Here is a 20892-nt window from a genome sequence, read left to right as displayed (position 1 = left end):
ATGGGGTGAGGCCCGAGCCGCTGTCCGTGCCGGGGTCATCCGTTTCCACGGACGCCGGACCAGGCCGGTTCAGGTGTGTAACCCCTCTCACATCCAGGCCGGGCGCAGGCGAAACGCGGACCGCACGGAAACGGAGACCACATGGAAGCGCGGCCCCGCGGGGGAGCGGGGCCGCGTGCACCTGCCTGTGTCAGGCCGGCCTGCGTCAGGCGGGCAGATTCGCCACACCCACGTGGTCGAACACCCTGTCCTGGTGTCCCTCGGTGAGCAGGTACGCCTGCGCCTCGCCCACATGGAAGTACATCCCGTGCAACTCCAGCGCGCCCGCGCGCAACGCCCGAGACACCGACTCGTGGGCGCGCAGATGCTCCAACTGCTGCACCACGTTGGTCAGGCAGAGCTGCTCGACGGCGTCGGCCGGCGCCCGCCCGGCGAGCCTGGCCCAGGGCCGGCTCTCGTCGGAGATCCGCTCCAGGCTCGGCCGCCCGTGTCGCAGCCACCGCCTGAGCGGGGTCTGCGCGGCGCCCGGCTCCGAGGCGAGCAGCGCCTGCATGGCCCCGCACCCGGAGTGCCCGCACACCGTGATCGACCGCACCTGAAGCACCTCCACCGCGTACTCGATCGCGGCCGCCACCGAGTCGTCGCCGCTCTCCCGGCCGGGCAGTGGCACGAGATTGCCCACGTTGCGCACCACGAACAGGTCGCCGGGACCACTGGAGGTGATCATCGACGTGACCAGCCGTGAGTCCGCACAGGTGAGGAATAGCTGGGAGGGCTGCTGCCCCTCACGCGCCAGTCGCGCCAGCTCGCCCCGCACCAGGGGTGCGGTGTTGCGCTGGAACGCGCTGATGCCGCGGGCCAGTTGCCGGGCGCTGGGGCGGCTGTCGTCGGTGCCGGCACCGGAGCCCTTTCCGGTGCTGGTGCCTGTGTGGCCACCGGCGCCTGTGCTCGCGCCGGTGCTCGCACGCGCGCCTGTGGCTGGGCTTGTGCCGGTGCCTTCGCTCACGTCGGCTGTCCGGTCCTGGGGGTGGTCGGGATGGGCAGGGTCGGCTGCGCCACCGCTGGAGGCACTGGGGCCGCTGGGGCTGCCAGGTCCGCCGGCCCCGTCGGGCTCGCCGGTGCCGCCGTGGCCCCCGGTGCCGCTGCTGCGGACGGAGCCGTCGGGGGCGTCGGCGTCGGAGGGTGTCGTGGTTCCGTCGGTGTCGTCGGGCCCGGTCGAGTGGGCGTCCCCGGGCCGCCCGTCACGGAGCAGGGCGGCCTCCGGGATCTCGCACTGGTGGTTGCGCCAGGCCGTCCAGGGGTGGCAGCGGCAGTCCGCCGTCTCGTCCGCGACGACCCCGGTGCCTGGCTGGAGGCCGGCCGGTCCCGTCGGTTCACCGATGCGGACCCCGGACCTGCGGCCGACCAGCTCGACAGTGCCGCCGTGCACGGTGTGCGTGTTCTGCCAGTCCTGAAGTGACTCGTACGCCGCATGGTCCATGAAGGACCCGTCCAACTCCACGACGGCGTCGGCACCTTGAGGGACGAGGTGCAGGGCCCGGCTGAGGCGCGGGACCGCGAGGAACGTCAACTGCCCTCGTACATGTACGTGATGGACTCCTTCCGTCTCGTGGTGCGTGATCCGGGTGCGGGTGAGGCGGTGCAGGGCGACGCCGACGGCCATGGCGATGCCCAGGGCCACGCCCTCCAGCACGCCGAGGAACACGACGCCGAGGGTGGTGACGGCGTACACCAGCACCTCTCGGTGGCGGGTCACCGTGCGGATGTGGTGCAGGGACACCATCTGGATGCCGACGGCCATCACCAGGGCGGCGAGCGAGGCGAGCGGGATGAGCTCCAGGAGCGGGACCATCAGCAGTGCGGCGACTACTACGAGAACGCCGTGCAACATCGTGGAGTTCCGGCTCACGGCACCCGCTTGCACATTCGCGGAACTGCGCACGGCCACGCCCGCGACGGGCAGCCCGCCGAGTGCGCCGGAGACCACGTTGGCAGCGCCCTGGCCGAGCAGCTCGCGGTCCAGGTCGGAGCGTCCGACTCGGGCGGACAGCTCCGGCCGGCCGGCGACCAGCTTGTCCACGGCGACCGCGCCGAGCAGCGACTGCACACTGCACACCAGCGTGATGGTGAGCACGGCGGCGACGAGGCCCAGTACCGGGCCGTCGGGCAGGGCGGCCAGTGCGTGGCTGCTCCAGGACGGCAGGTCGACCTTGGGCAGGCTCAGGCCCACGAGCGAGGCGGTCGTGGTCGCGACGGCGACGGCGACGAGCGGCGTCGGCATCCTGCGCAGGAGCTTGCCGGCCCGGCCGGGAAGTCTGGGCCAGACGACCAGCAGGGCGAGGGTCAGCACACTCACCGACAGGGCGGCGGGATGCACACGGGCCAACTGGGCGGGCAGCTCGCGCAGGTTGTCGAGGACCGAGCTGTGCGGGATGCCGCCGAGGACGATGTGAAGCTGGGCCACGGCGATGGTGACGCCGATGCCGGCGAGCATGCCGTGCACGATCGCGGGGCTGACGGCCAGCGCGGTACGTGCCACGCGCAGGAGGCCGAGGCCGAGCTGTGCGAGGCCGGCGAGGACGGTGATGGCGCAGGTCGTACGCCATCCGTATTGCTGGATGAGCTCGGCGGTGACGACCGTGAGTCCGGCGGCGGGGCCGCTGACCTGGAGCGGGGCGCCGCCGAGCCGTCCGGCGACGAGTCCTCCGACGGCAGCGGCGACAAGGCCGGCCTGGAGGGGCGCGCCGGTGGCGAGGGCGATACCGAGGGACAGCGGGAGTGCGATCAGGAAGACCGCGATGGAGGCCGAGACATCGGCGCCCGCGATGCGTGGGAGGCGGGGCCGGGTCGGGGGTGGGCTGTGAGGTTCGTGGCTGTGCTCTTCTCGACGTGGATCGTCGGCGCGGGTGGGAACGCAGGCTGACATGTTTCCCGTCTCCTCCGGGCAGCGCGGTCGCGGATCTGGCGGTCCCCGCTCCTGGCGGGGTCGGGTCGCGGCCGTGTGGTCACGGCGTGCAGCGGCGGGATGCATCAACTGTCGGTAAACGGATCGTAATGCAGAGTAAAGGCCCGGAATAGATTTTCCGAGCAAATGGACTAATAAATCCCCCTGAAGAGTGACGTAGCTAATTAGTCGGCTTGTCGTATTAATTCCTTCTCGGTCCCGTGCGACCTTGGCGGCGCTGTCGCCCTCCGAGAGAAGGAAGTAGGTGGACCGAACATGGCCGCCACTCGCAGGTTCGCCGCCCCCCGAAAAACAGCCGCGACACACCGAATTGCCGCGGGTACCGCTGCCGCCGCGGTCTGCGCCGCCTCGCTCGCCGGATGCGCGAGCCGTGACACGACGGGGCAGCCGGCGCACGGGCCGCAGAAGGCGAAGCCCGCGGCTCCCGCGCCCCGGAGCGCGATCCGTCTGATCGGCGACGGGTCCACCGCCTACACCGGCGCGCAGCCGCATCTGCCCCGGCCCGAAAGACTGAGGCCCGGTCAGAAGCCCCCGCAGTTCGTGGTGTTCTCCTGGGACGGCGCCGGCGAGGACGGCCAGAAGCTCTTTTCCCACTTCCGCCAGGTCGCCAGGGCGAACAACGCGACGATGACGTACTTCCTCAGCGGCGTGTACATGCTGCCGGACCACAAGCGCGACCTGTACCGGCCCCCACAGCACTCCCCGGGCCGCTCCGACATCGGCTTCAACGACGCGGAGGGAATCGGCGACACCGTGAGGCAGCTACGTCTCGCGTGGCTGGAGGGCAACGAGATCGGCACCCACTTCAACGGCCACTTCTGCGGCAGCGGCGGTGGCGTCGGCGAGTGGTCGGTGGAGGAATGGAAGGACGAGATCACTCAGGCGAAACGATTCGTCAAGTCCTGGAAGACCAACACCGGCATGAAGAAGGTGTCACCCCTCCCCTTCGACTACGACAAGGAGCTCATCGGCGCCCGCACGCCCTGCCTGGAGGGCCGCACGAACTTCGTCCAGGCAGCCCGCGAGATGGGCTTCCGCTATGACTCCAGCGGCGTCAACAACCAGCTCTGGCCCGTGAAGAGGGAGGGTCTGTGGGATCTGTCGATGCAGCTCGTGCCCTTCCCGGGGCACTCCTACGAACAGCTCACCATGGACTACAACTTCATGGTCAACCAGTCGGGCACCACGAGCCAGGGCGACCCCGACAAGCACGAGTTCTGGGGCGATCAGATGCGGGACGGCCTCCTCATGGGCTTCCGCCGGGCCTATGAGGGCAACCGCGCGCCCCTGATCATCGGCAACCACTTCGAGTCCTGGAACGGCGGCACCTACATGCGCGCCGTCGAGGAGGTCGTCGAGGCCGTCTGCAACAAGCCCGACGTGCGCTGCGTGTCCTTCCGGCAGCTCGCAGACTGGCTCGACGCCCAGGACCCGGCGACCTTGAGGAAGCTGCGCACCCTGGAAGTCGGCGAGGCCCCGAAGGAGGGCTGGGCGTCGTTCCTGTCGGGGCACCCCGCACCCGCCCCGAAGGGTGTGCCCGGGGCGCCGCCCCTCAAGCAGTAGGCGTCAGCGGGGCATTGCTCACGGGCAGGGCGCTCACGCCCTCCCCGAGCACGAACCCGGGGTCGATCTGCGCCGCCAGGTCGGCCCCGGTGCGCTCGTCGCCCCAGGACCGGGCGTTCTTCAGGTGGAAGTGCACCATCTGGCGGGTGTAGCGCTCCCAGTCCCGCAGCTCGTACGTCGCGTCCACGGCCGTGCGCAGCCGGCGCAGGGAGAGGTGGTTCGCGTCCTCCAGGAGCTCGAACCGGGGCGGACGGCCCTTCTCCATGGAGCGCACCCAGTCCGAGTGCCCGACGGTCACCAGCAGGTCGTCCCCGACCTCGGCGCGGAGGAAGTCGAGGTCGTCCTGCCCTTGCACCTTGTTGCCGACGACCTTCAGGGCGACGCCGAAGTCGCGGGCGTACTCCCGGTACTGGCGATAGACGGAGACCCCCTTCCGGGTCGGCTCGGCGACGAGGAACGTGATGTCGAAACGGGTGAACATGCCGGAGGCGAAGGAGTCCGAGCCCGCCGTCATGTCGACCACGACGTATTCACCGGGGCCGTCGACCAGGTGGTTCAGGAACAGCTCCACCGCTCCCGTCTTGGAGTGGTAGCAGGCGACCCCGAGGTCGGATTCGGTGAAGGGGCCGGTGACCATCAAACGGACGGCGCCGCCGTCGAGTTCCACCGGCCGGGCACAGGCGTCGTACACCGGGTTCGGCTCGCACACCCGCAGCAGCCGCGAACCCTCGCCGGGCGGAGTCGTCTTGATCATCGTCCGGGTGGAGGCGATCCGCGGGTTCGAGCCGCGCAGATAGTCCTTGATCAGCGGCAGCCGCTCGCCCATCGCGGGCGTGGCCGCGGCCTGCGCCTCGTCCAGGCCGAGCGCGGCACCCAGATGCTGGTTGATGTCGGCGTCGACGGCCACGACCGGTGCGCCGGCGGCGGCGAGGTGGCGGATGAACAGAGAGGACAGGGTCGTCTTGCCGCTGCCGCCCTTCCCGACGAAAGCAATTTTCATGTTCACGAACAGTAGTCGCGCGATAGCTGTATGTGGCAGGCGTGCGGGGAGAAGGCCACCCGATCGTGGGGTGCGGGCGATCGAAGGGGCGCGAAGCTCGTTGGGGGGTGCCCGACGGGCGAAGGGTGGGCGCGTAATGTCGTACTCATGAGTACGACAGGTGCGTCCGCCGATCCGCTCGCGGCCCTCGGTTCGCTGCCCTCGGTGCCGGAGTCCGTGGAGTCCGTGCGCAAGGCGGTGGACCGGGTCTACGGGCACCGGATCATGCGGCGGCGCAGCAACGAGATCACCTCCGAGGCGGCCCTGCGCGGCGCTCGTGGCTCGGCGGCGCTGTCGGGTGCCGACTGGGCGCTCGAAGAGGTCCGCCGGCGTACCGACTTCAGTGGTGACGACGGGGCGCGTGTGATGGGCGCGGCCCTGCGGCTGACGGCCGAGGCGGGCCAACTGCTGTCCATCTGGCGGCAGTCGCCGCTGCGGGTGCTGGCCCGGCTGCATCTAGTGGCGGCGGCGAGCAACGAGGGCGAGGTCGGGCGTCCGCGCCAGGCCGGCGAACCGGTCGACGAGCCCCTGATCGAGCTTCCGCTGCCGAGCGCCACGGAGGTGCACGGCCGTCTGGAAGGGCTGGCCGAGCTGATCATCGCGGGCGGTTCGGCGCCCGCCCTGGTGACGGCGGCCGTCGTGCACGGCGAACTCCTCGCGCTGCGGCCGTTCACCTCCCACAACGGCCTGGTCGCCCGTACGGCCGAACGCATCGTCCTGGTCGGCAGCGGCCTCGACCCCAAGTCTGTCTGCCCGCCCGAGGCCGGCCACGCGGAGCTCGGGCGCGCGGCCTATCTGGCGGCGCTGGAGGGCTATGTGTCCGGCACTCCCGAGGGCATGGCCGCGTGGATCGCCCACTGCGGCAGGGCGATCGAGCTCGGGGCGCGAGAGTCGACGGCGGTGTGCGAGGCACTCCAGCGCGGGGCGGCGTAGAGCCTTTGGCGGCGTAGTCGTAGTGCGCACGCACGCGTGAGGCTTCGTCGCGTTCCGGGGATCCCGCGCGGGGCTCACAAGAGTTGCGGCGGTACGAGTATTCGTACCGCCGCTGGCATGTTCACCGGGTTACCAAGCGTCCTCGATATGTTGCCCATCAGGTCGGGAACTTTTGCCCGTCACCTGGTGCGGCTGGCCCGTAATCGACGGGTCGACGTCGCGTGGGTGCCCAATGTTCATGCTAGGTCCGTGGGGCCAAATGCGTATTAAAGGTGATCCTCTCGGATGTCCTTGGTCTCGCGGGCCGTTGAGTCCTTTGTACTCCAGGTCACAACCAAGCGGAAGGCCTGGCTGCAGTTCTTTACTTTTACTCTCAAATCACTTCAAACGGACATCGGTTTGTCGAGCGGAGTGCGCGCAAAGCGGAGGTGCAGGTCAGGCGGGCGCCGTACGGCGTCGGCTCGCGTACCAGACCAGGCCTGCCGTGGCCGCCGCGGCCCCTATGGCGGCTGCCGCGACCAGGGCCGGACGTGGCGGTACCGAGAAGGAGGGGATCCGCTGCTTGAGCCGGACCGGGCGATGGAAATCGAGAATCGGCCACCCGCGCGCGAGTGCCTCGCGGCGCAGCGCGCGGTCCGGGTTCACGGCGTGCGGATGCCCGACCGTCTCCAGCATCGGCAGGTCGGTCGCCGAGTCGCTGTAGGCGTAGCAGCGGTCGAGGTCGTAGCCCTCGGACTCGGCGAGTTCCCTGATCGCCCGGGCCTTCGTCGGGCCGTACGCGTAGTACTCCACCTCGCCGGTGAAGCAGCCGTCGTCGCCCACGACCATGCGCGTGGCGACCACGCGGTCGGCGCCGAGCAGCTCGCCGATCGGCTCGACCACCTCGGCGCCGGAGGTGGACACGATCACCACGTCACGGCCGGCGATGTGGTGCTCCTCGATGAGGGAGGCGGCCTCGTCGTAGATGATCGGGTCGATCAGGTCGTGCAGTGTCTCCGCGACGATCTCCTTGACCTGCTGGACGTTCCAGCCGCGGACGAGCGCGGAGAGGTACTTCCGTGTGCGCTCCATCTGGTCATGGTCCATACCGCCCAGTCGGAAGACGAACTGGGCATATGCGGTGCGCAAGGCGGCCCTGCGGTTGATCAGACCGCCTTGGTAGAACGACTTGCTGAAGGTGAGCGTGCTCGACTTCGCAATGACCGTCTTGTCCAGGTCAAAGAAGGCCGCTGTGCGGGGCAAGGAGTGGTTTTCCACGACCCAGAGCATAGGTGCAGCCCATTCGGCGTAAGGTGGGCGCGTGGGTTTGCCTGAGAGGGCTCTCGGGTACACCATGGAAGTCACGGATCGTTCGCGACCGTGCTAACCCGGTCCGACTCCTCCCCCCCCGAGTCGGCCGTGGAGACGACCCCCGCTCTCCCCCCCGGCGGGGGTCGTCGCATGTCCGGGTGGGTTTTCCTCTTCCGAGCGTGGCCGCGGAGCCGCGGCGAGGCGGCTGCGGCCGCCTTTTCGGCATGCTCATGTTTCGTGACTGTGTGTAGTCATCGCGCTGCTCTGCGGGAGTCGCACAAGGGTCGGTCCCGGATCGGTGCAGGGGTCACCGGTTTGGGTGACGGCGATATTCACAACTGCTGAGTTGTCCACAGTTATCGACCAAGATCCACACGATTTCCGGGATCGCTGCACCGTGATTCCAACGCGTCCGGCTCGGGCCGACTTGATGGCCGGTTCCGGTTTGTCGGGCGTGTTTGGCCGGTTCGTATCGGCCGTTCATATGGAGGCCGGTTGCCGGTTCTTCACACGTTTGGGAATCGCGGGGCCGCAGGGCTGCGCGAGTGATGCAGCGAAGGGGGACGGAAACCGTGACCGCAGTCGTCACACACGATCCGCCGCCCGCCGCCTCCGGGCGGCCGGGCAGGCCGTTGATCGTCACGGAAGACGCCGAACTGCTGGACGACCTGCTGCGCCTGTGCGCGGCGGCCGGTGCCACGCCCGAGGTCCACCACGGCGTGCCCGAGCCCAGAAGCAGTTGGGAGGCCGCGCCGCTCGTCCTGGTCGGTGACGACGCCGCACGCCGCGTGCGCGGTGCCGGACGCAGGCGCGGGGTGGTGCTGGTGGGCCGGGACCAGGACGACGCCGGAGTGTGGCGCCGCGCTGTCGAGATCGGGGCGGACCACGTCCTGATGCTGCCCGACGGCGAACAATGGCTGGTCGACCGCATTGCCGACGTCGCGGAGGGCGTCGGCCGACCGGCTCTCACCGTCGGCGTCATCGGCGGCCGAGGCGGCGCAGGAGCCTCCACGCTCGCGTGTGCCCTCGCCGTCACCGCCGCGCGTGAGGGACTGCGCACGCTGCTCGTGGACGCCGACCCGCTGGGCGGCGGACTCGATGTCCTCCTCGGCGGCGAGGCGGCCGAGGGGCTGCGCTGGCCCTCGTTCGCCGGCTCGCGCGGGCGTCTCGGCAGCGGCGCGCTGGAGGAGTCGCTGCCCAAGCTGCACTCCCTGCGCGTCCTGAGCTGGGATCGCGGCGAATGCGTCGACGTTCCCCCGCAGGCGATGCGCGCGGTGCTCGCGGCGGCCCGGCGCCGAGGCGGCACGGTTGTCGTCGACCTGCCCCGCCGCATCGACGACGGGGTCGCCGAGGCCCTCGCCCAACTCGACGTCGGGATCCTCGTGGTCCCCGCCGAACTGCGCGCCGTAGCCGCCGCCCGGCAGGTGGCCTGCGCGGTGCGGCTGGTCCTACGGGACCTGCGGGTGGCCGTACGCGGTCCCTACGCGCCCGGACTCGACGACCGTGAGGTGGCCCGGCTGCTGGACCTGCCGCTGGTGGGTGAGGTGCCGGTCGAATCGGGGCTGTCGCGTCCGCACGAGAGCGAGGAACCGCCGGGGGCGGCCGGGCGGGGGCCGCTGGCGCGGTTCTGCCGGGAGTTCTGGGAGCGCTCGCTGCTCGAAGCGAGGGCGGCATGAGTACGGCATCGGGGTTCGACCGTGGCAGGGTTTCGGCAGCGGGGGTCGGGCGCGGCGTGAGTGCGGCAACGGGGGTCGACCGTGGCATGAGTGCGGCATCGGGGTTCGACCGCGGCATGAGTACGGCAGCGGGGTTCGGGCGGGTGGGCGGGGGCGAGACCGGGTCGGTGCGGGCGGCGCCTGGGCGGTGGCGGTCGGGTGCAGCGTTGCCTGGGCAGTGGTGGTCGGGCGGGGCGGTGGCCGCCGCGGCGCGGGCGGGTGCGGCTGCTTCGGCGGGCTCGGGGGCGGGTGCGGCTGCTTCTGCCGCGGACGGCTCGGGTGGCACCGCTGCCGGGTGGCAGGTGTCGCAGGGAGCGGTGAGTGCCGGCGGTGGGTGGCGGGATCCGGCCGAACGGGCCGGTTCGCCGGCTGGGAGCAGGGCGCCGGACGGGGCGGCAGCCAGGGCCGGCATGCCGTCGGAACTGCTGGACGGAGTGCGGCTTTGGCTGGCCGAGAGCGGCGCCGAGCCGACGCCCGCGCGTGTGGCGCAGGCTCTGCGGGAGCAGGGCCGGGTGCTGGGCGACGCCGAAGTCCTCGGGGCGGCCGAGCAATTGCGGTCCGAGCTGGTCGGCAGCGGCCCGCTCGAGCCACTCCTCACCGATCCCTCGGTGACGGACGTGCTGGTGTCGGCACCGGACCGTGTCTGGGTGGACCGGGGCGGAGGCCTGGAGCTGACGTCCGTGTCCTTCCCGGACGCAACTGCCGTACGACGTCTCGCGCAGCGCCTGGCAGCGGTGGCAGGGCGGCGACTGGACGACGCGCGGCCCTGGGTGGACGCCCGGCTGCCCGACGGGACCCGGCTGCATGCGGTGCTGCCACCCGTGGCCGTCGGCTGCGCGTGCCTGTCGCTGCGAGTGGTACGTCCGCGGGCGTTCACGCTGGACGAACTGGTCGCGGCGGGCACGGTGCCGCCGGGTGGGGACCGAGTGCTGCGCGCGCTGATCGACGCACGGCTGTCGTTCCTCATCAGCGGCGGCACGGGCACTGGCAAGACCACGCTGCTGAGCGCGTTGCTCGGACTGGTCGGGGGCGGCGAGCGGATCGTGCTCGCCGAGGACTCCGCGGAGCTCAGGCCGGACCATCCGCATGTCGTACGGCTGGAGAGCAGACCCGCCAACCAGGAGAACGCCGGGCTCGTCACCCTTGAGGACCTGGTGCGGCAGGCACTGCGGATGCGGCCTGACCGGCTGGTCGTGGGCGAGGTACGCGGCCCCGAAGTCGTCCATCTGCTGGCCGCGTTGAACACGGGCCACGAAGGCGGCTGCGGCACCGTCCACGCCAACGCGGCGGCCGATGTACCGGCCCGGCTGGAGGCGCTCGGCACCGCGGCCGGGCTCGACCGGGCCGCGCTGCACAGCCAGTTGGCGGCCGCGCTGTCGGTCGTACTCCACCTCGTACGCGACCGGACCGGGCGCCGGCGGATCGCCGAGGTGCATGTGCTGGAACGGGACCCGTCGGGGTTGGTGCGGACGGTGCCGGCGTTGCGATGGGGCGCGGAGGCATTCGCGTACGAGCGCGGGTGGGAGCGGCTGCGGGGGTTGCTTCGGGGTGCGGGCGACGGAGGGCGTCGTGCTCCTGAGGGTGAGGGCGGAGGGCGTCGTGCTCCTGAAGGTGAGGGTGCGGGCCCAGGTGCGACGGAGGGGCGGGGCGATGGTTGTGGGGTCGCGAGTGGCAATGGCGAGGCCTGGTGATCGTGCGGCGACAGGTGCCGCGGCGGAGGCCGGTGAGTGTGAGGGGTTCCGCGGACGTGGGGGGTTCGGTGGGCGTGAGGGGTTCGGTGAGCGTGACGGGTTCGGTGATTTGAGTGGGTGGGATGTCGGTGGGCGCGGCCGTGCTGTGCCTCGGTGTGGCGGTCTGGTTGCTGGGTGGGTCGAACTCCGGGGCGCGACGGGCGCAGTTGCTGCTGGCCGGTGGTGGGGCGGTGGGTGCCGGGCCACCCGACTGGCGGCGGTTGGCAGGGGAGCTGCGGCGGCTGCGGGGGCGGATCCGTGCCGAGTGGTGGGCGCCGGCCGTCGGAGTGGTGCTGGCGCTGCTGGGGTCGTCGGTGCTGCCGGTCGTCGCGGGGGCGGCCGGGGTGCCACTGCTGCGGCGGGTGCGGCTGGCCCGGGAGGCGCGCCGGGCGCGGGAGCGTCGCGGGGCCGCGGTGATCGCGCTGTGCGCGAGGCTCGCCGGGGAGGTGCGGGCCGGCCGGCAGCCGGCCGAGGCGCTGCTGCGGGCGGCGCGAGACTCCGTCGGGCTCGGTGAGGCGCAGTCCGCGGTGCTGGCGGCGGCGAAGTTCGGCGGGGACGTGCCGGGTGCGCTCACCTCGGCGGCACGGCAACCGGGTGCCGAGGGCCTGCTGGGTCTGGCGGCGTGCTGGCGGGTGGCCGTGGACCAGGGCGCGGGGCTCGCGGCCGGGCTCGACCGGCTGGAAGGGGCACTGCGGGCCGAGCGGGACCAACGTGCCGACCTGCGTGCCCAGTTGGCGGGCGCCAGATCGACGGTGCTGATGCTCGCCGGCTTGCCGGTCCTGGGGCTGCTGCTCGGGGCCGCCATGGGAGCCGACCCGCTGCATGTGCTGCTGCACACCGGGGCCGGGTTCGGGTGTCTCGTCGTCGGCGGAGCGCTGGAAGGGCTGGGGATGTGGTGGGCGACGCGGATCGTGCGGCAAGCGGAGGCGGCGTGAGGTGCCGAGGAGGAAGGCGAGCGAAGGGCCGACTGCGGGTCGGGCTGCGAGGCCGGCTTCGAGGCCGAGCCGATGGCCGTCGTGACAGGGAGGTGGCGGTGTGAACGCGGAGGTTGTCCACAGGCTGGGGACGGCGATGGGGGCGGTGCTGGTCGCCGGTTGGCTGTTGCGGTGGTCGGCGGAGGTGCGGCGCGAGCGAAGGGCTCGGCGACGGCTGGGGTCGTTGCTGACGCCGGCCGACGTGACGCCGACTCGCAGACGGTACGACGTCCGGCGGGGCGTGCGGCAATGGCTGCCCCTGGCAGCGGTCGTGGGCGCCGGGTGGACCGTGGTGGGCGGGGTCGCCGGTCTGGGGGTGGGCCTGGTCGTCGCGGGCGGGATGTGGCTGTGGCGGCGTCGGCAGAGAGCCGCTGCTGGTGCCGTGCAGGAGGTCGACGCCGGTGAGGTGGCACGTCGGCTTCCACTCGCCGCCGATCTCCTCGCGGCATGCATCTCGGCGGGCGCCGGTCCGGTGATCGCGGCTCAGGCCGTGGGCGAGGCGCTGGGTGGTCCCGTCGGGGGCGGGTTGTCACGAGGTGCCGCGGAGGTGCGGCTCGGTGGTGAACCGGGTGAGGCGTGGCAGCGGTTGGCCTCGATGCCCGGAGCCGGGGCGCTGGCGCGGTTGCTGGAACGCGCCGATGTGACGGGGCTTCCGGCGGCCGGACCGGTCGCGCGGCTGGCCGCGGAGGCCCGCGCCGAGTGGACGCGCACCGCGACGGAACGGGCCAGGCGGGCGGCCGTCATGGTCAGTGCGCCGGTGGGGCTGTGCTTCCTGCCCGCGTTCATCGCGGTGGGCGTGGCACCGGTCGTGATCGGGCTTGCGGGCGGGGCGCTGGGAGGGGGCGTCGGCTGACGGGGTTAGAGCGGCGCCGGCCAGAGGCCGGCGGTCGGGGGTTCCGCGACAGGCGGGGCCGACTGCGGGCGCTCCAGAGCGTGCGGCAGCGGAAGTTCAACGGACTGTTCAACGGATTGTTCAACGGGACTGAACCTTACGGGGGTTGAGATGTACAAGGCGGTACGAGCACGGATGCGCGCGCTGGTGTGCAGGGTGCGAGCGGCACGAGGCGATGCCGGGATGGTCACCTCCGAGTACGCGATGGGGATCGTCGCGGCGGTGGCGTTCGCCGTGGTGCTCTACAAGGTCGTGACGAGCGGGCAGGTCAGCGAGGAGTTGCAGGCCATCGTGAAGCGGGCGCTCGATGCGCGGATGTGAGAGCTGGATGCGCGGATGTGAGGGGGAGGGCGAGCGGCGGGCCCGGAGGCCGGTCGGGGGCTCGGACCGTGGCTTCGTCACCGCGGAGTCGGCCGTCGTCCTGCCGGTTCTGGTCATGTTCGCGATGGCGTTGGTGTGGGGCCTGCTCGTGATGGCGGCGCAGATCCAGTGCGTGGACGCGGCGCGGACCGGCGCCCGGGCGGCCGCCCGGCAGGATCCCACCGACGCGGTCGTCGAGGTGACCCGCGAGGCGGCGCCCCGCGGCGCGACGGTCACGGTCGGCCGGGAAGGGGACGAGGTGCACGTGGTCGTCGTGGCCAAGCCGCCGGTGCTGACGGGGCTCCCCTTCGAGGTACGGGAGGAAGCCGTGGCCGTGGCCGAGGAGACGGTGGGGGCGGGGACATGAGAGGAGGATCCGCGACACGTCGCAGCTTTGATGCCGGGTGTTGTATCCGGCGTGCCGCGGCGGGCGTTGGGCGGGCAGCCCGCAAGGCTGCCGCCGACCGGCGCTCCGATCGGGGCTCCGCCACCGTGTGGAGCCTCGGCGTCATCGCCGTGCTCTGCGTCGTCTTCGGTGTCGTACTCGCCCTGGGGCACGCCGTCGTGACCCGGCACCGTGCGGCCGGCGGCGCCGATCTCGCGGCGCTCGCCGCGGCCGACCACTGGGCGGAGGGCGGCACGGCGGCCTGCGCACGGGCCGAACGGGTTGCCGGCGCACAGGGCGTGCGGCTCGTGCGGTGCGTGCTGATCGGCCAGGTCTCGGACGTGACGGCGGCGTCGGGCCGGGGTCCCTTCGCGGCGGAGGTCAGGGCACGGGCGGGACCTGCGGAGCCGGCGGGGCTTCCGTCGTCGGCAGTGCCTGTGGAGCCGACGGAGGTTCCACCGGCGGCAGTGCCTGTGGAGCCGGCGGAGGTTCCACCGGCGGCAGTGCCTGTGGAGCCGACGGGGCTTCGGCGGTCGACGGTGCCTGCGGAGACGACCCCGCCGACGGGGCATCGGCCTCTCGACCCTGCGGCGAAGGATCGGCCGGCGCCGGTTCCGTGACGGGCTGTACAGCCACCGTCGTCCCGTCCGGCGACGACGCGGACTCCCCGTCCCGAACCGCTCCGGGCACCTCGCTGAGGCTCTCGCTCTCTCCCGGCTCCTCCGGCGCCCCCCGCAGCAACACCGTCAGCAACCGCACGGCCCCCCGCTTGTGCAGCGGATCGTTGCCGTTGCCGCACTTGGGGGACTGGATGCAGGACGGGCAGCCGGCGTCGCACTCGCAGGAGGCGATGGCCTGGCGGGTGGCGGTGAGCCAGGAGCGGGCCGTGTGGAAGGCCCGCTCGGCGAAGCCCGCGCCGCCGGGGTGGCCGTCGTAGACAAAGACCGTCGGGAGCAGCGTGTCGGGGTGCAGCGGGATCGACACGCCGCCGATGTCCCAGCGGTCGCAGGTCGCGAAGAGGGGCAGCAGGCCGATCGAGGCGTGCTCGGCGGCGTGCAGGGCGCCGCCGAGGATCTCGGGGTTGATCCGGGCCTCGTCGAGCTGGTCCTCGGTGACCGTCCACCACACCGCGCGCGTGCGCAGCGTACGAGGAGGGAGGTCGAGCTTCGTCTCGCCCAGTACTTCGCCGGTGATCAGCCGGCGCCGCAGGAAGGAGACCACCTGGTTGGTGACCTCGACGGAGCCGTAGCACAGGCGGCCGTCGCCCCACGGGACCTCGACGTCCGTCTCCAGGACGGAGATCGCCGTCGTGTCCCGGGCGACCGTCGCGTACGGCGGGGCGGCCTCCTCGACCAGGGCGACGGAGTCCTCCAGGTCGAGGGAGCGCACCAGGTACGTACGGCCCTGGTGCAGATGGACCGCGCCCTCGTGGACGGTGCTGTGCGCGGCGCCCGCGTCGACCGTGCCGAGCAGCCGGCCCGTCCCGGCCTCGACCACCTGGACCGGACGGCCGCCCTCGCCGCGGATGTCGGTGAGGTCGGCGGCCCGTTCCCGGCGCGTCCAGTGCCAGGCCTTGGTGCGGCGGCGCAGCAGCTTCGCGGCCTCCAGTTGCGGCAGCAGCCCCTCGGTCTCGGGGCCGAACAGCTCCAGGTCCTCGTCGGTCAGCGGGATCTCCGCGGCGGCCGCGCACAGATGCGGCGCGAGGACGTACGGGTTGTCGGGGTCGAGGACCGTGGACTCCACCGGACGGTCGAACAGGGCCTCGGGATGGTGGACGAGGTAGGTGTCCAGTGGGTCGTCGCGGGCGACCAGGACGGCCAGCGCCCCCTGTCCGGAGCGGCCGGCCCGGCCCGCCTGCTGCCACAGGGAGGCGCGTGTGCCCGGGTAGCCGGCGATCAGTACGGCGTCGAGGCCGGAGACGTCGATACCGAGTTCGAGGGCCGTGGTGGCCGACAGGCCGAGGAGTTCGCCGGAGTGGAGGGCCTGTTCCAGGGCGCGGCGTTCCTCGGGGAGGTAGCCGCCGCGGTACGCCGCGACACGCCGGGCGAGGGAGCGGTCGACCTCGGCGAGGCGTTCCTGAGCGATGACCGCGATCAGCTCGGCGCCGCGCCGGGAGCGTACGAAGGCGACCGAGCGGATGCCCTGCACCGCGAGATCGGTCAGGAGGTCGGCCGTCTCGGCGGTGGCCGTACGCCGGACGGGTGCGCCCTTCTCGCCCTGCATCTCGGTGAGCGGGGGCTCCCAGAGGGCGAAGACGAGTTCGCCGCGCGGGGAGGCGTCGTCGGCGACCTCCACGACCGGGAGGCCGGTCAGGCGGCGGGCGGCCACCGCGGGCTCGGCGGCCGTCGCGGAGGCCAGCAGGAAGACGGGAGAGGCGCCGTAGCGGGCGCAGAGGCGGCGCAGGCGGCGCAGCACCTGGGCGACATGGGATCCGAACACGCCGCGGTAGGTGTGGCACTCGTCGATGACGACGTACTTCAGCGCCTTCAGGAAGGAGGACCAGCGTGGGTGGGACGGGAGTATGCCGCGATGCAGCATGTCGGGGTTGGTCAGGACGTAGTTGGCGTACTGGCGGATCCACTCGCGTTCCTCGAACGGAGTATCTCCGTCGTACACGGCGGGTCGGACGGAATTGCCCAGCGGATGTGAAAGTTCCTTCACCGAACGGCACTGATCCGCCGCAAGAGCCTTGGTCGGGGCCAGGTAGAGAGCGGTGGCGCCACGGCCGTTCGGGGCCTCCGAGCCGTCCAGGAGCGTCGACAGGACCGGCACGAGGTAGGCCAGGGACTTGCCGGAGGCCGTGCCCGTGGCGACGACCACCGAGTCGCCGTCCAGGGCGTGTTCGGCGGCGCGTGCCTGGTGGGCCCATGGATGCTGGATTCCGGCCGTCTGCACCGCGGCGATGACCTCCGCGCGGATCCGGTCGGGCCAGACGGCATGGCGACCCTCCCGCGGGGGCACATGCTCCGTATGAGTGATGCGCGAAGCCCGGCTCGGCCCCGAGGCGAGTCGGCCCAGCACCGCGCCCGGGTCCACCCGGGAAACGGGGCCCGTCGGGGATCGATCGGATCGGTGATTCTTGGCCATCGGGACCGAGTGTGTCACTGGCGTGACGGACAATGGGACCAAGGCGTCGTGCACGCCTGCCGGTAAGTGATTGAATGCCATCGCGGCTGGCGAACCGTCCTGGGGACTGCAAGCCGAGGTGTCCCTAGGGACGACCGCTCGATAGCAAGGTGCTGGAGGATCCGTGGACCTGTCCCTGTCGACCCGTACCGTCGGCGATCGTACGGTCGTCGAGGTCGGTGGCGAAATCGACGTATATACCGCGCCCAAGTTGCGCGAACAGTTGGTCGAGCTGGTGAACGACGGGAGTTTCCACCTCGTCGTCGACATGGAGGGCGTGGATTTCCTCGACTCCACCGGGCTCGGCGTACTGGTCGGCGGCTTGAAGCGGGTTCGTGCCCATGAGGGCTCCCTGCGCCTGGTGTGCAACCAGGAGCGCATTCTCAAGATCTTCCGCATCACCGGCCTCACCAAGGTGTTCCCGATCCACACCTCGGTCGAGGAAGCGGTAGCGGCGACCGACTGACAACCGGACCCGGGCGGGCACCTGAGCGCGCCCGGGCGCGGCAGAAGTTGAAAGAGAAGGGGGACTGGGCTTTCGGCGGCCCGGTCCCCCCGACAGCACGCCCGAAGTCGCGAGGGGGATGCATGGCCACCGTTGAACTCCGCTTCAGCGCGCTGCCCGAGCACGTCAGGACCGCCCGATTGGTGGCGGCAGCGGTGGCGCGCAGGGCCGGAGTGGACGAGGCCGTCCTGGACGAGGTCAGACTCGCCGTGGGCGAGGCGTGTACCCGGGCCGTCGGACTGCACCAGAGCGTCGGCATCACGGCGCCGGTGAAGGTGTCGCTGATCGACGAGGAGAAGCAGTTCTCCATCGAGGTCGGCGACGAGGCGCCGCGTTCCGTTCCCGGCGAGCGGGCATCCGGCGCCGCGGGCGACGACGGTGAGGTGGAGACCGAGGAGGACGAGATGGGCCTCGCGGTCATCAGCGGCCTCGTCGACGACGTCGAAGTCTCCGCCGGGGAGCATGGTGGCCTGATCCGTATGACCTGGCCGACCACACCGCCGGCCGCGGTGTTCTCCTGAGGCGACAGCCTCACCCATCCGTCTCATCACGAAGGGGCCCTGCTGAGCAGGGCCCCTTCGTGTTTGTGTTCCCGGCGCAGGGGAATTCGTGAATGAATTCACGATCGATCTTCCGATAATTGATCAAGCCCTCGATAATTTGATCAAGCGCCAATGTGGGCGTCAATGGTTTTGGGGCATTAGCACTTTCGGGTTCAGTGGCCTGATGTCGATCATTTGCTGAACGGCACGTGAAGGCCGATTCCGTTTACCGCCATCTGTTTTGATCAGGTTCCGGTACCTAGAATCCGTCCACATCTTGAGCTCAGCCCAAGCGTCAAGGAGGACGAATGGCGGGGCTTTCTACCCCTCATCAGTTGGACCAACCCACAACCCTCGCAGCCGCAGTGCTGACCGACGACAACCGGATCATCATCACGATCATCGGTGTCGTCGCACTGGCAGCGCTCGTGGTCGCCGGCGTCCTGGTGCGCCAGGTGCTCGCGGCGGGCGAGGGCACCGACAGCATGAAGAAGATCGCGACGGCCATCCAGGAAGGCGCGAACGCCTATCTGGCCCGGCAGTTGCGCACCCTCGGCGTATTCGCCGTAGTGGTGTTCTTCCTGCTCATGCTGCTGCCTGCGGACGACTGGAATCAGCGCATCGGCCGATCGGTGTTCTTCTTGATCGGCGCCGCGTTCTCGGCGGCCACCGGTTATATCGGCATGTGGCTCGCCGTGCGCACCAATGTCCGCGTCGCAGCGGCCGCACGGGAAGCGACCCCTGCGGAAGGTGAGCCCGAAAAGGATCTCACCGCCGTCTCGCACAAAGCCATGAAGATCGCTTTCCGCACGGGCGGCGTCGTCGGCATGTTCACAGTGGGGCTCGGTCTGCTGGGCGCCTCCTGTGTGGTGCTGGTGTACGCGGCCGACGCGCCGAAGGTGCTCGAAGGATTCGGTCTCGGTGCCGCGCTGATCGCGATGTTCATGCGTGTCGGCGGCGGCATCTTCACCAAGGCCGCCGACGTCGGCGCCGACCTGGTCGGAAAGGTCGAACAGGGCATTCCGGAGGACGACCCGCGCAATGCCGCGACCATCGCCGACAACGTGGGCGACAACGTCGGCGACTGCGCAGGCATGGCGGCCGACCTCTTCGAGTCGTACGCGGTGACCCTGGTCGCCGCGCTGATCCTCGGCAAGGCGGCATTCGGTGACTCCGGTCTCGCCTTCCCGCTGATCGTGCCCGCGATCGGCGTGATCACCGCGATGATCGGCATCTTCGCCGTGGCCCCGCGCCGCACCGACCGCAGCGGCATGACCGCGATCAACCGCGGGTTCTTCATCTCCGCGGTGATCTCGCTCGCGTTGGTCGCGGCCGCCGTGTACGCCTATCTGCCGTCGTCGTACGCCGACCTCGACGGCATCAGCGACGCCGCCATCGCGGCCAAGGACGGCGATCCGCGGATCCTCGCGCTCGTCGCCGTGGGCATCGGTATCGTGCTCGCCGCCGTCATCCAGCAGCTCACCGGCTACTTCACCGAGACCAACCGCCGCCCGGTCCAGGACATCGGCAAGACCTCGCTCACGGGGCCCGCCACCGTCGTCCTGGCCGGTATCTCGATCGGTCTCGAATCGGCCGTCTACACCGCGCTGCTGATCGGCCTCGGCGTCTACGGGGCGTTCCTGCTCGGCGGCACGTCGATCATGCTCGCGCTGTTCGCGGTGGCGCTGGCCGGCACCGGCCTGCTCACCACGGTCGGCGTGATCGTCGCCATGGACACCTTCGGTCCGGTCTCCGACAACGCGCAGGGCATCGCCGAGATGTCCGGCGATGTCACGGGCGCGGGCGCCCAGGTGCTCACCAACCTGGACGCGGTCGGCAACACGACCAAGGCCATCACCAAGGGCATCGCCATCGCCACCGCCGTCCTGGCGGCAGCGGCGCTCTTCGGCTCGTATCGCGACGCCATCACCACCGGCGCGCGGGACGTGGGCGAGAAGCTCAGCGGCGAAGGCGCGCCGATGAACCTGATCATGGACATCTCGCAGCCCAACAACCTCGTCGGCCTGATCGCCGGCGCGGCGGTCGTCTTCCTCTTCTCGGGGCTCGCCATCAACGCCGTTTCGCGGTCGGCGGGTGCCGTGGTGTACGAGGTGCGGCGGCAGTTCCGCGAGCGGCCCGGGATCATGGACTACACGGAGAAGCCGGAGTACGGCAAGGTCGTCGACATCTGCACCCGGGACGCCCTGCGCGAGCTGGCCACCCCCGGACTGCTGGCCGTGATGGCGCCGATCTTCATCGGGTTCACGCTCGGCGTCGGCGCCCTCGGCGCGTATCTGGCGGGCGCGATCGGCACCGGCACGCTGATGGCCGTGTTCCTCGCCAACTCCGGTGGCGCCTGGGACAACGCCAAGAAGCTCGTCGAGGACGGTCACCACGGCGGCAAGGGCAGTGAGGCCCACGCCGCGACGGTGATCGGCGACACGGTCGGCGACCCCTTCAAGGACACCGCCGGTCCCGCGATCAACCCGCTGCTGAAGGTGATGAACCTGGTCGCGCTGCTCATCGCGCCCGCGGTCATCCAGTTCAGCTACGGCGAGGACAAGAACGTCGGCGTGCGGGTCCTGATCGCCGTCGTCTCGCTCCTCGTGATCGTCGGCGCGGTCTACGTCTCCAAGCGGCGTGGCATCGCCGTGGGTGACGAAGACAACGCCGAGCGGATGGCGAAGCCGGCCGATCCCGCGGTGGTCTCGTAGGCGGTCATACGACACCCGGCCCAAGAGGCGGGGGGGGGGGGGGGGGGGGCCCACCCCCCCCCCCCCCCCTTTTGTTTCCTCCCTTTCCCTCCCCTTTTCTCCCCCTGTGGAAAAAAACCGGAAAAAAACAGGATGGGGCAAGCGGTAAGGGGGTGGCCC

The 20892-nt window shown here is 71.1% G+C and carries 15 protein-coding genes and 1 pseudogene; 12 read left to right on the top strand and 4 right to left on the bottom strand.

The window, feature by feature from the left end:
- Positions 1 to 205: 205 nt before the first annotated feature.
- Entirely contained in the window at positions 206 to 2926 is a 2721-nt protein-coding gene (locus ACZ69Q_RS15465; RefSeq protein ID WP_471041726.1) for a bifunctional SulP family inorganic anion transporter/carbonic anhydrase, read from the bottom strand.
- Positions 2927 to 3220: 294 nt separating this feature from the next.
- Between ACZ69Q_RS15465 and ACZ69Q_RS15460 the strand changes: the two genes are divergently transcribed.
- Positions 3221 to 4528: a polysaccharide deacetylase family protein gene (locus tag ACZ69Q_RS15460; RefSeq protein ID WP_471041725.1), complete on the top strand. Its 1308-nt coding sequence runs from the start codon at positions 3221 to 3223 to the stop codon at positions 4526 to 4528.
- Here ACZ69Q_RS15460 and ACZ69Q_RS15455 read toward each other — a convergent pair.
- Positions 4518 to 5528 (bottom strand): ATP-binding protein, encoded by a 1011-nt coding sequence (locus ACZ69Q_RS15455; protein ID WP_471041723.1) that lies wholly within the window; start codon positions 5526 to 5528, stop codon positions 4518 to 4520. The genes ACZ69Q_RS15460 and ACZ69Q_RS15455 overlap by 11 nt on opposite strands.
- A 147-nt stretch (positions 5529 to 5675) precedes the next feature.
- On the opposite strand from ACZ69Q_RS15455, the gene ACZ69Q_RS15450 reads away from it, so the two are divergent.
- The gene (locus ACZ69Q_RS15450; protein ID WP_471041721.1) at positions 5676 to 6500 is read left to right on the top strand and encodes a Fic family protein; all 825 of its coding nucleotides are present in this window, start codon (positions 5676 to 5678) and stop codon (positions 6498 to 6500) included.
- Positions 6501 to 6935: 435 nt separating this feature from the next.
- Here the strand turns inward: ACZ69Q_RS15450 and ACZ69Q_RS15445 are convergent, their stop codons facing one another.
- Positions 6936 to 7769: an HAD family hydrolase gene (locus tag ACZ69Q_RS15445; RefSeq protein ID WP_471041719.1), complete on the bottom strand. Its 834-nt coding sequence runs from the start codon at positions 7767 to 7769 to the stop codon at positions 6936 to 6938.
- Between the two features lie 569 nt (positions 7770 to 8338).
- Between ACZ69Q_RS15445 and ssd the strand changes: the two genes are divergently transcribed.
- From ssd to ACZ69Q_RS15410, 7 genes and pseudogenes are all read left to right on the top strand, one after another.
- Entirely contained in the window at positions 8339 to 9466 is a 1128-nt protein-coding gene (gene ssd, locus ACZ69Q_RS15440) for a septum site-determining protein Ssd (protein ID WP_471042598.1), read from the top strand.
- A 449-nt stretch (positions 9467 to 9915) separates the two neighbouring features.
- The gene (locus ACZ69Q_RS15435) at positions 9916 to 11196 is read left to right on the top strand and encodes a TadA family conjugal transfer-associated ATPase (RefSeq protein ID WP_471041717.1); all 1281 of its coding nucleotides are present in this window, start codon (positions 9916 to 9918) and stop codon (positions 11194 to 11196) included.
- Between the two features lie 122 nt (positions 11197 to 11318).
- Positions 11319 to 12170 carry a type II secretion system F family protein gene (locus ACZ69Q_RS15430; RefSeq protein ID WP_471041715.1) on the top strand — a complete coding sequence of 284 codons (852 nt, stop codon included), beginning with the start codon at positions 11319 to 11321 and terminating at the stop codon, positions 12168 to 12170.
- 100 nt (positions 12171 to 12270) lie between these two features.
- Positions 12271 to 13062 (top strand): type II secretion system F family protein, encoded by a 792-nt coding sequence (locus tag ACZ69Q_RS15425; protein WP_471041714.1) that lies wholly within the window; start codon positions 12271 to 12273, stop codon positions 13060 to 13062.
- Positions 13063 to 13212: 150 nt separating this feature from the next.
- Positions 13213 to 13422, top strand: a complete 210-nt coding sequence (locus ACZ69Q_RS15420) for a DUF4244 domain-containing protein (RefSeq protein ID WP_471041712.1) — start codon at positions 13213 to 13215, stop codon at positions 13420 to 13422.
- Positions 13423 to 13429: 7 nt separating this feature from the next.
- Complete coding sequence (locus ACZ69Q_RS15415; protein ID WP_471041710.1) at positions 13430 to 13828, top strand: TadE family type IV pilus minor pilin; 399 nt, start codon at positions 13430 to 13432, stop codon at positions 13826 to 13828.
- 44 nt (positions 13829 to 13872) lie between these two features.
- Positions 13873 to 14277 (top strand): annotated as a pseudogene (locus ACZ69Q_RS15410) (Rv3654c family TadE-like protein); the annotation flags it as partial.
- Here the strand turns inward: ACZ69Q_RS15410 and ACZ69Q_RS15405 are convergent.
- Positions 14228 to 17014 (bottom strand): DEAD/DEAH box helicase, encoded by a 2787-nt coding sequence (locus ACZ69Q_RS15405; protein ID WP_471041708.1) that lies wholly within the window; start codon positions 17012 to 17014, stop codon positions 14228 to 14230. The pseudogene ACZ69Q_RS15410 and the gene ACZ69Q_RS15405 sit on opposite strands and share 50 nt — an antisense overlap.
- Positions 17015 to 17096: 82 nt before the next feature.
- Here ACZ69Q_RS15405 and bldG point away from each other — a divergent pair, with 82 nt between their 5' ends.
- The 3 genes from bldG to ACZ69Q_RS15390 all read left to right on the top strand — a co-directional run bounded on the left by bldG (position 17097) and on the right by ACZ69Q_RS15390 (position 20733).
- Entirely contained in the window at positions 17097 to 17438 is a 342-nt protein-coding gene (bldG, locus tag ACZ69Q_RS15400; protein WP_003975386.1) for an anti-sigma factor antagonist BldG, read from the top strand.
- Between the two features lie 122 nt (positions 17439 to 17560).
- Positions 17561 to 17998 carry an ATP-binding protein gene (locus ACZ69Q_RS15395; RefSeq protein ID WP_471041707.1) on the top strand — a complete coding sequence of 146 codons (438 nt, stop codon included), beginning with the start codon at positions 17561 to 17563 and terminating at the stop codon, positions 17996 to 17998.
- A 329-nt stretch (positions 17999 to 18327) separates the two neighbouring features.
- The gene (locus ACZ69Q_RS15390) at positions 18328 to 20733 is read left to right on the top strand and encodes a sodium-translocating pyrophosphatase (protein ID WP_471041705.1); all 2406 of its coding nucleotides are present in this window, start codon (positions 18328 to 18330) and stop codon (positions 20731 to 20733) included.
- Positions 20734 to 20892 lie beyond the last annotated feature (159 nt).

It is taken from the genome of Streptomyces sp. NPDC036764 (assembly GCF_055609385.1).
This window is presented reverse-complemented; position numbering and strand designations above follow the sequence as displayed.

Bases quoted from the DNA above. Each gene is read 5' to 3' on its own strand.
- ACZ69Q_RS15435 (WP_471041717.1), top strand. From the start codon at position 9,916: ATGCCGTCGGAACTGCTGGACGGAGTGCGGCTTTGGCTGGCCGAGAGC.
- ACZ69Q_RS15460 (WP_471041725.1), top strand. From the start codon at position 3,221: ATGGCCGCCACTCGCAGGTTCGCCGCCCCCCGAAAAACAGCCGCGACA.
- ACZ69Q_RS15465 (WP_471041726.1), bottom strand. From the start codon at position 2,926: ATGTCAGCCTGCGTTCCCACCCGCGCCGACGATCCACGTCGAGAAGAG.
- ACZ69Q_RS15430 (WP_471041715.1), top strand. From the start codon at position 11,319: ATGTCGGTGGGCGCGGCCGTGCTGTGCCTCGGTGTGGCGGTCTGGTTG.
- ACZ69Q_RS15450 (WP_471041721.1), top strand. From the start codon at position 5,676: ATGAGTACGACAGGTGCGTCCGCCGATCCGCTCGCGGCCCTCGGTTCG.
- ssd (WP_471042598.1), top strand. From the start codon at position 8,339: ATGCAGCGAAGGGGGACGGAAACCGTGACCGCAGTCGTCACACACGAT.
- ACZ69Q_RS15420 (WP_471041712.1), top strand. From the start codon at position 13,213: ATGTACAAGGCGGTACGAGCACGGATGCGCGCGCTGGTGTGCAGGGTG.
- ACZ69Q_RS15445 (WP_471041719.1), bottom strand. From the start codon at position 7,769: ATGCTCTGGGTCGTGGAAAACCACTCCTTGCCCCGCACAGCGGCCTTC.
- ACZ69Q_RS15405 (WP_471041708.1), bottom strand. From the start codon at position 17,014: ATGGCATTCAATCACTTACCGGCAGGCGTGCACGACGCCTTGGTCCCA.
- ACZ69Q_RS15455 (WP_471041723.1), bottom strand. From the start codon at position 5,528: ATGAAAATTGCTTTCGTCGGGAAGGGCGGCAGCGGCAAGACGACCCTG.
- ACZ69Q_RS15395 (WP_471041707.1), top strand. From the start codon at position 17,561: ATGGCCACCGTTGAACTCCGCTTCAGCGCGCTGCCCGAGCACGTCAGG.
- ACZ69Q_RS15415 (WP_471041710.1), top strand. From the start codon at position 13,430: ATGCGCGGATGTGAGGGGGAGGGCGAGCGGCGGGCCCGGAGGCCGGTC.
- ACZ69Q_RS15390 (WP_471041705.1), top strand. From the start codon at position 18,328: ATGGCGGGGCTTTCTACCCCTCATCAGTTGGACCAACCCACAACCCTC.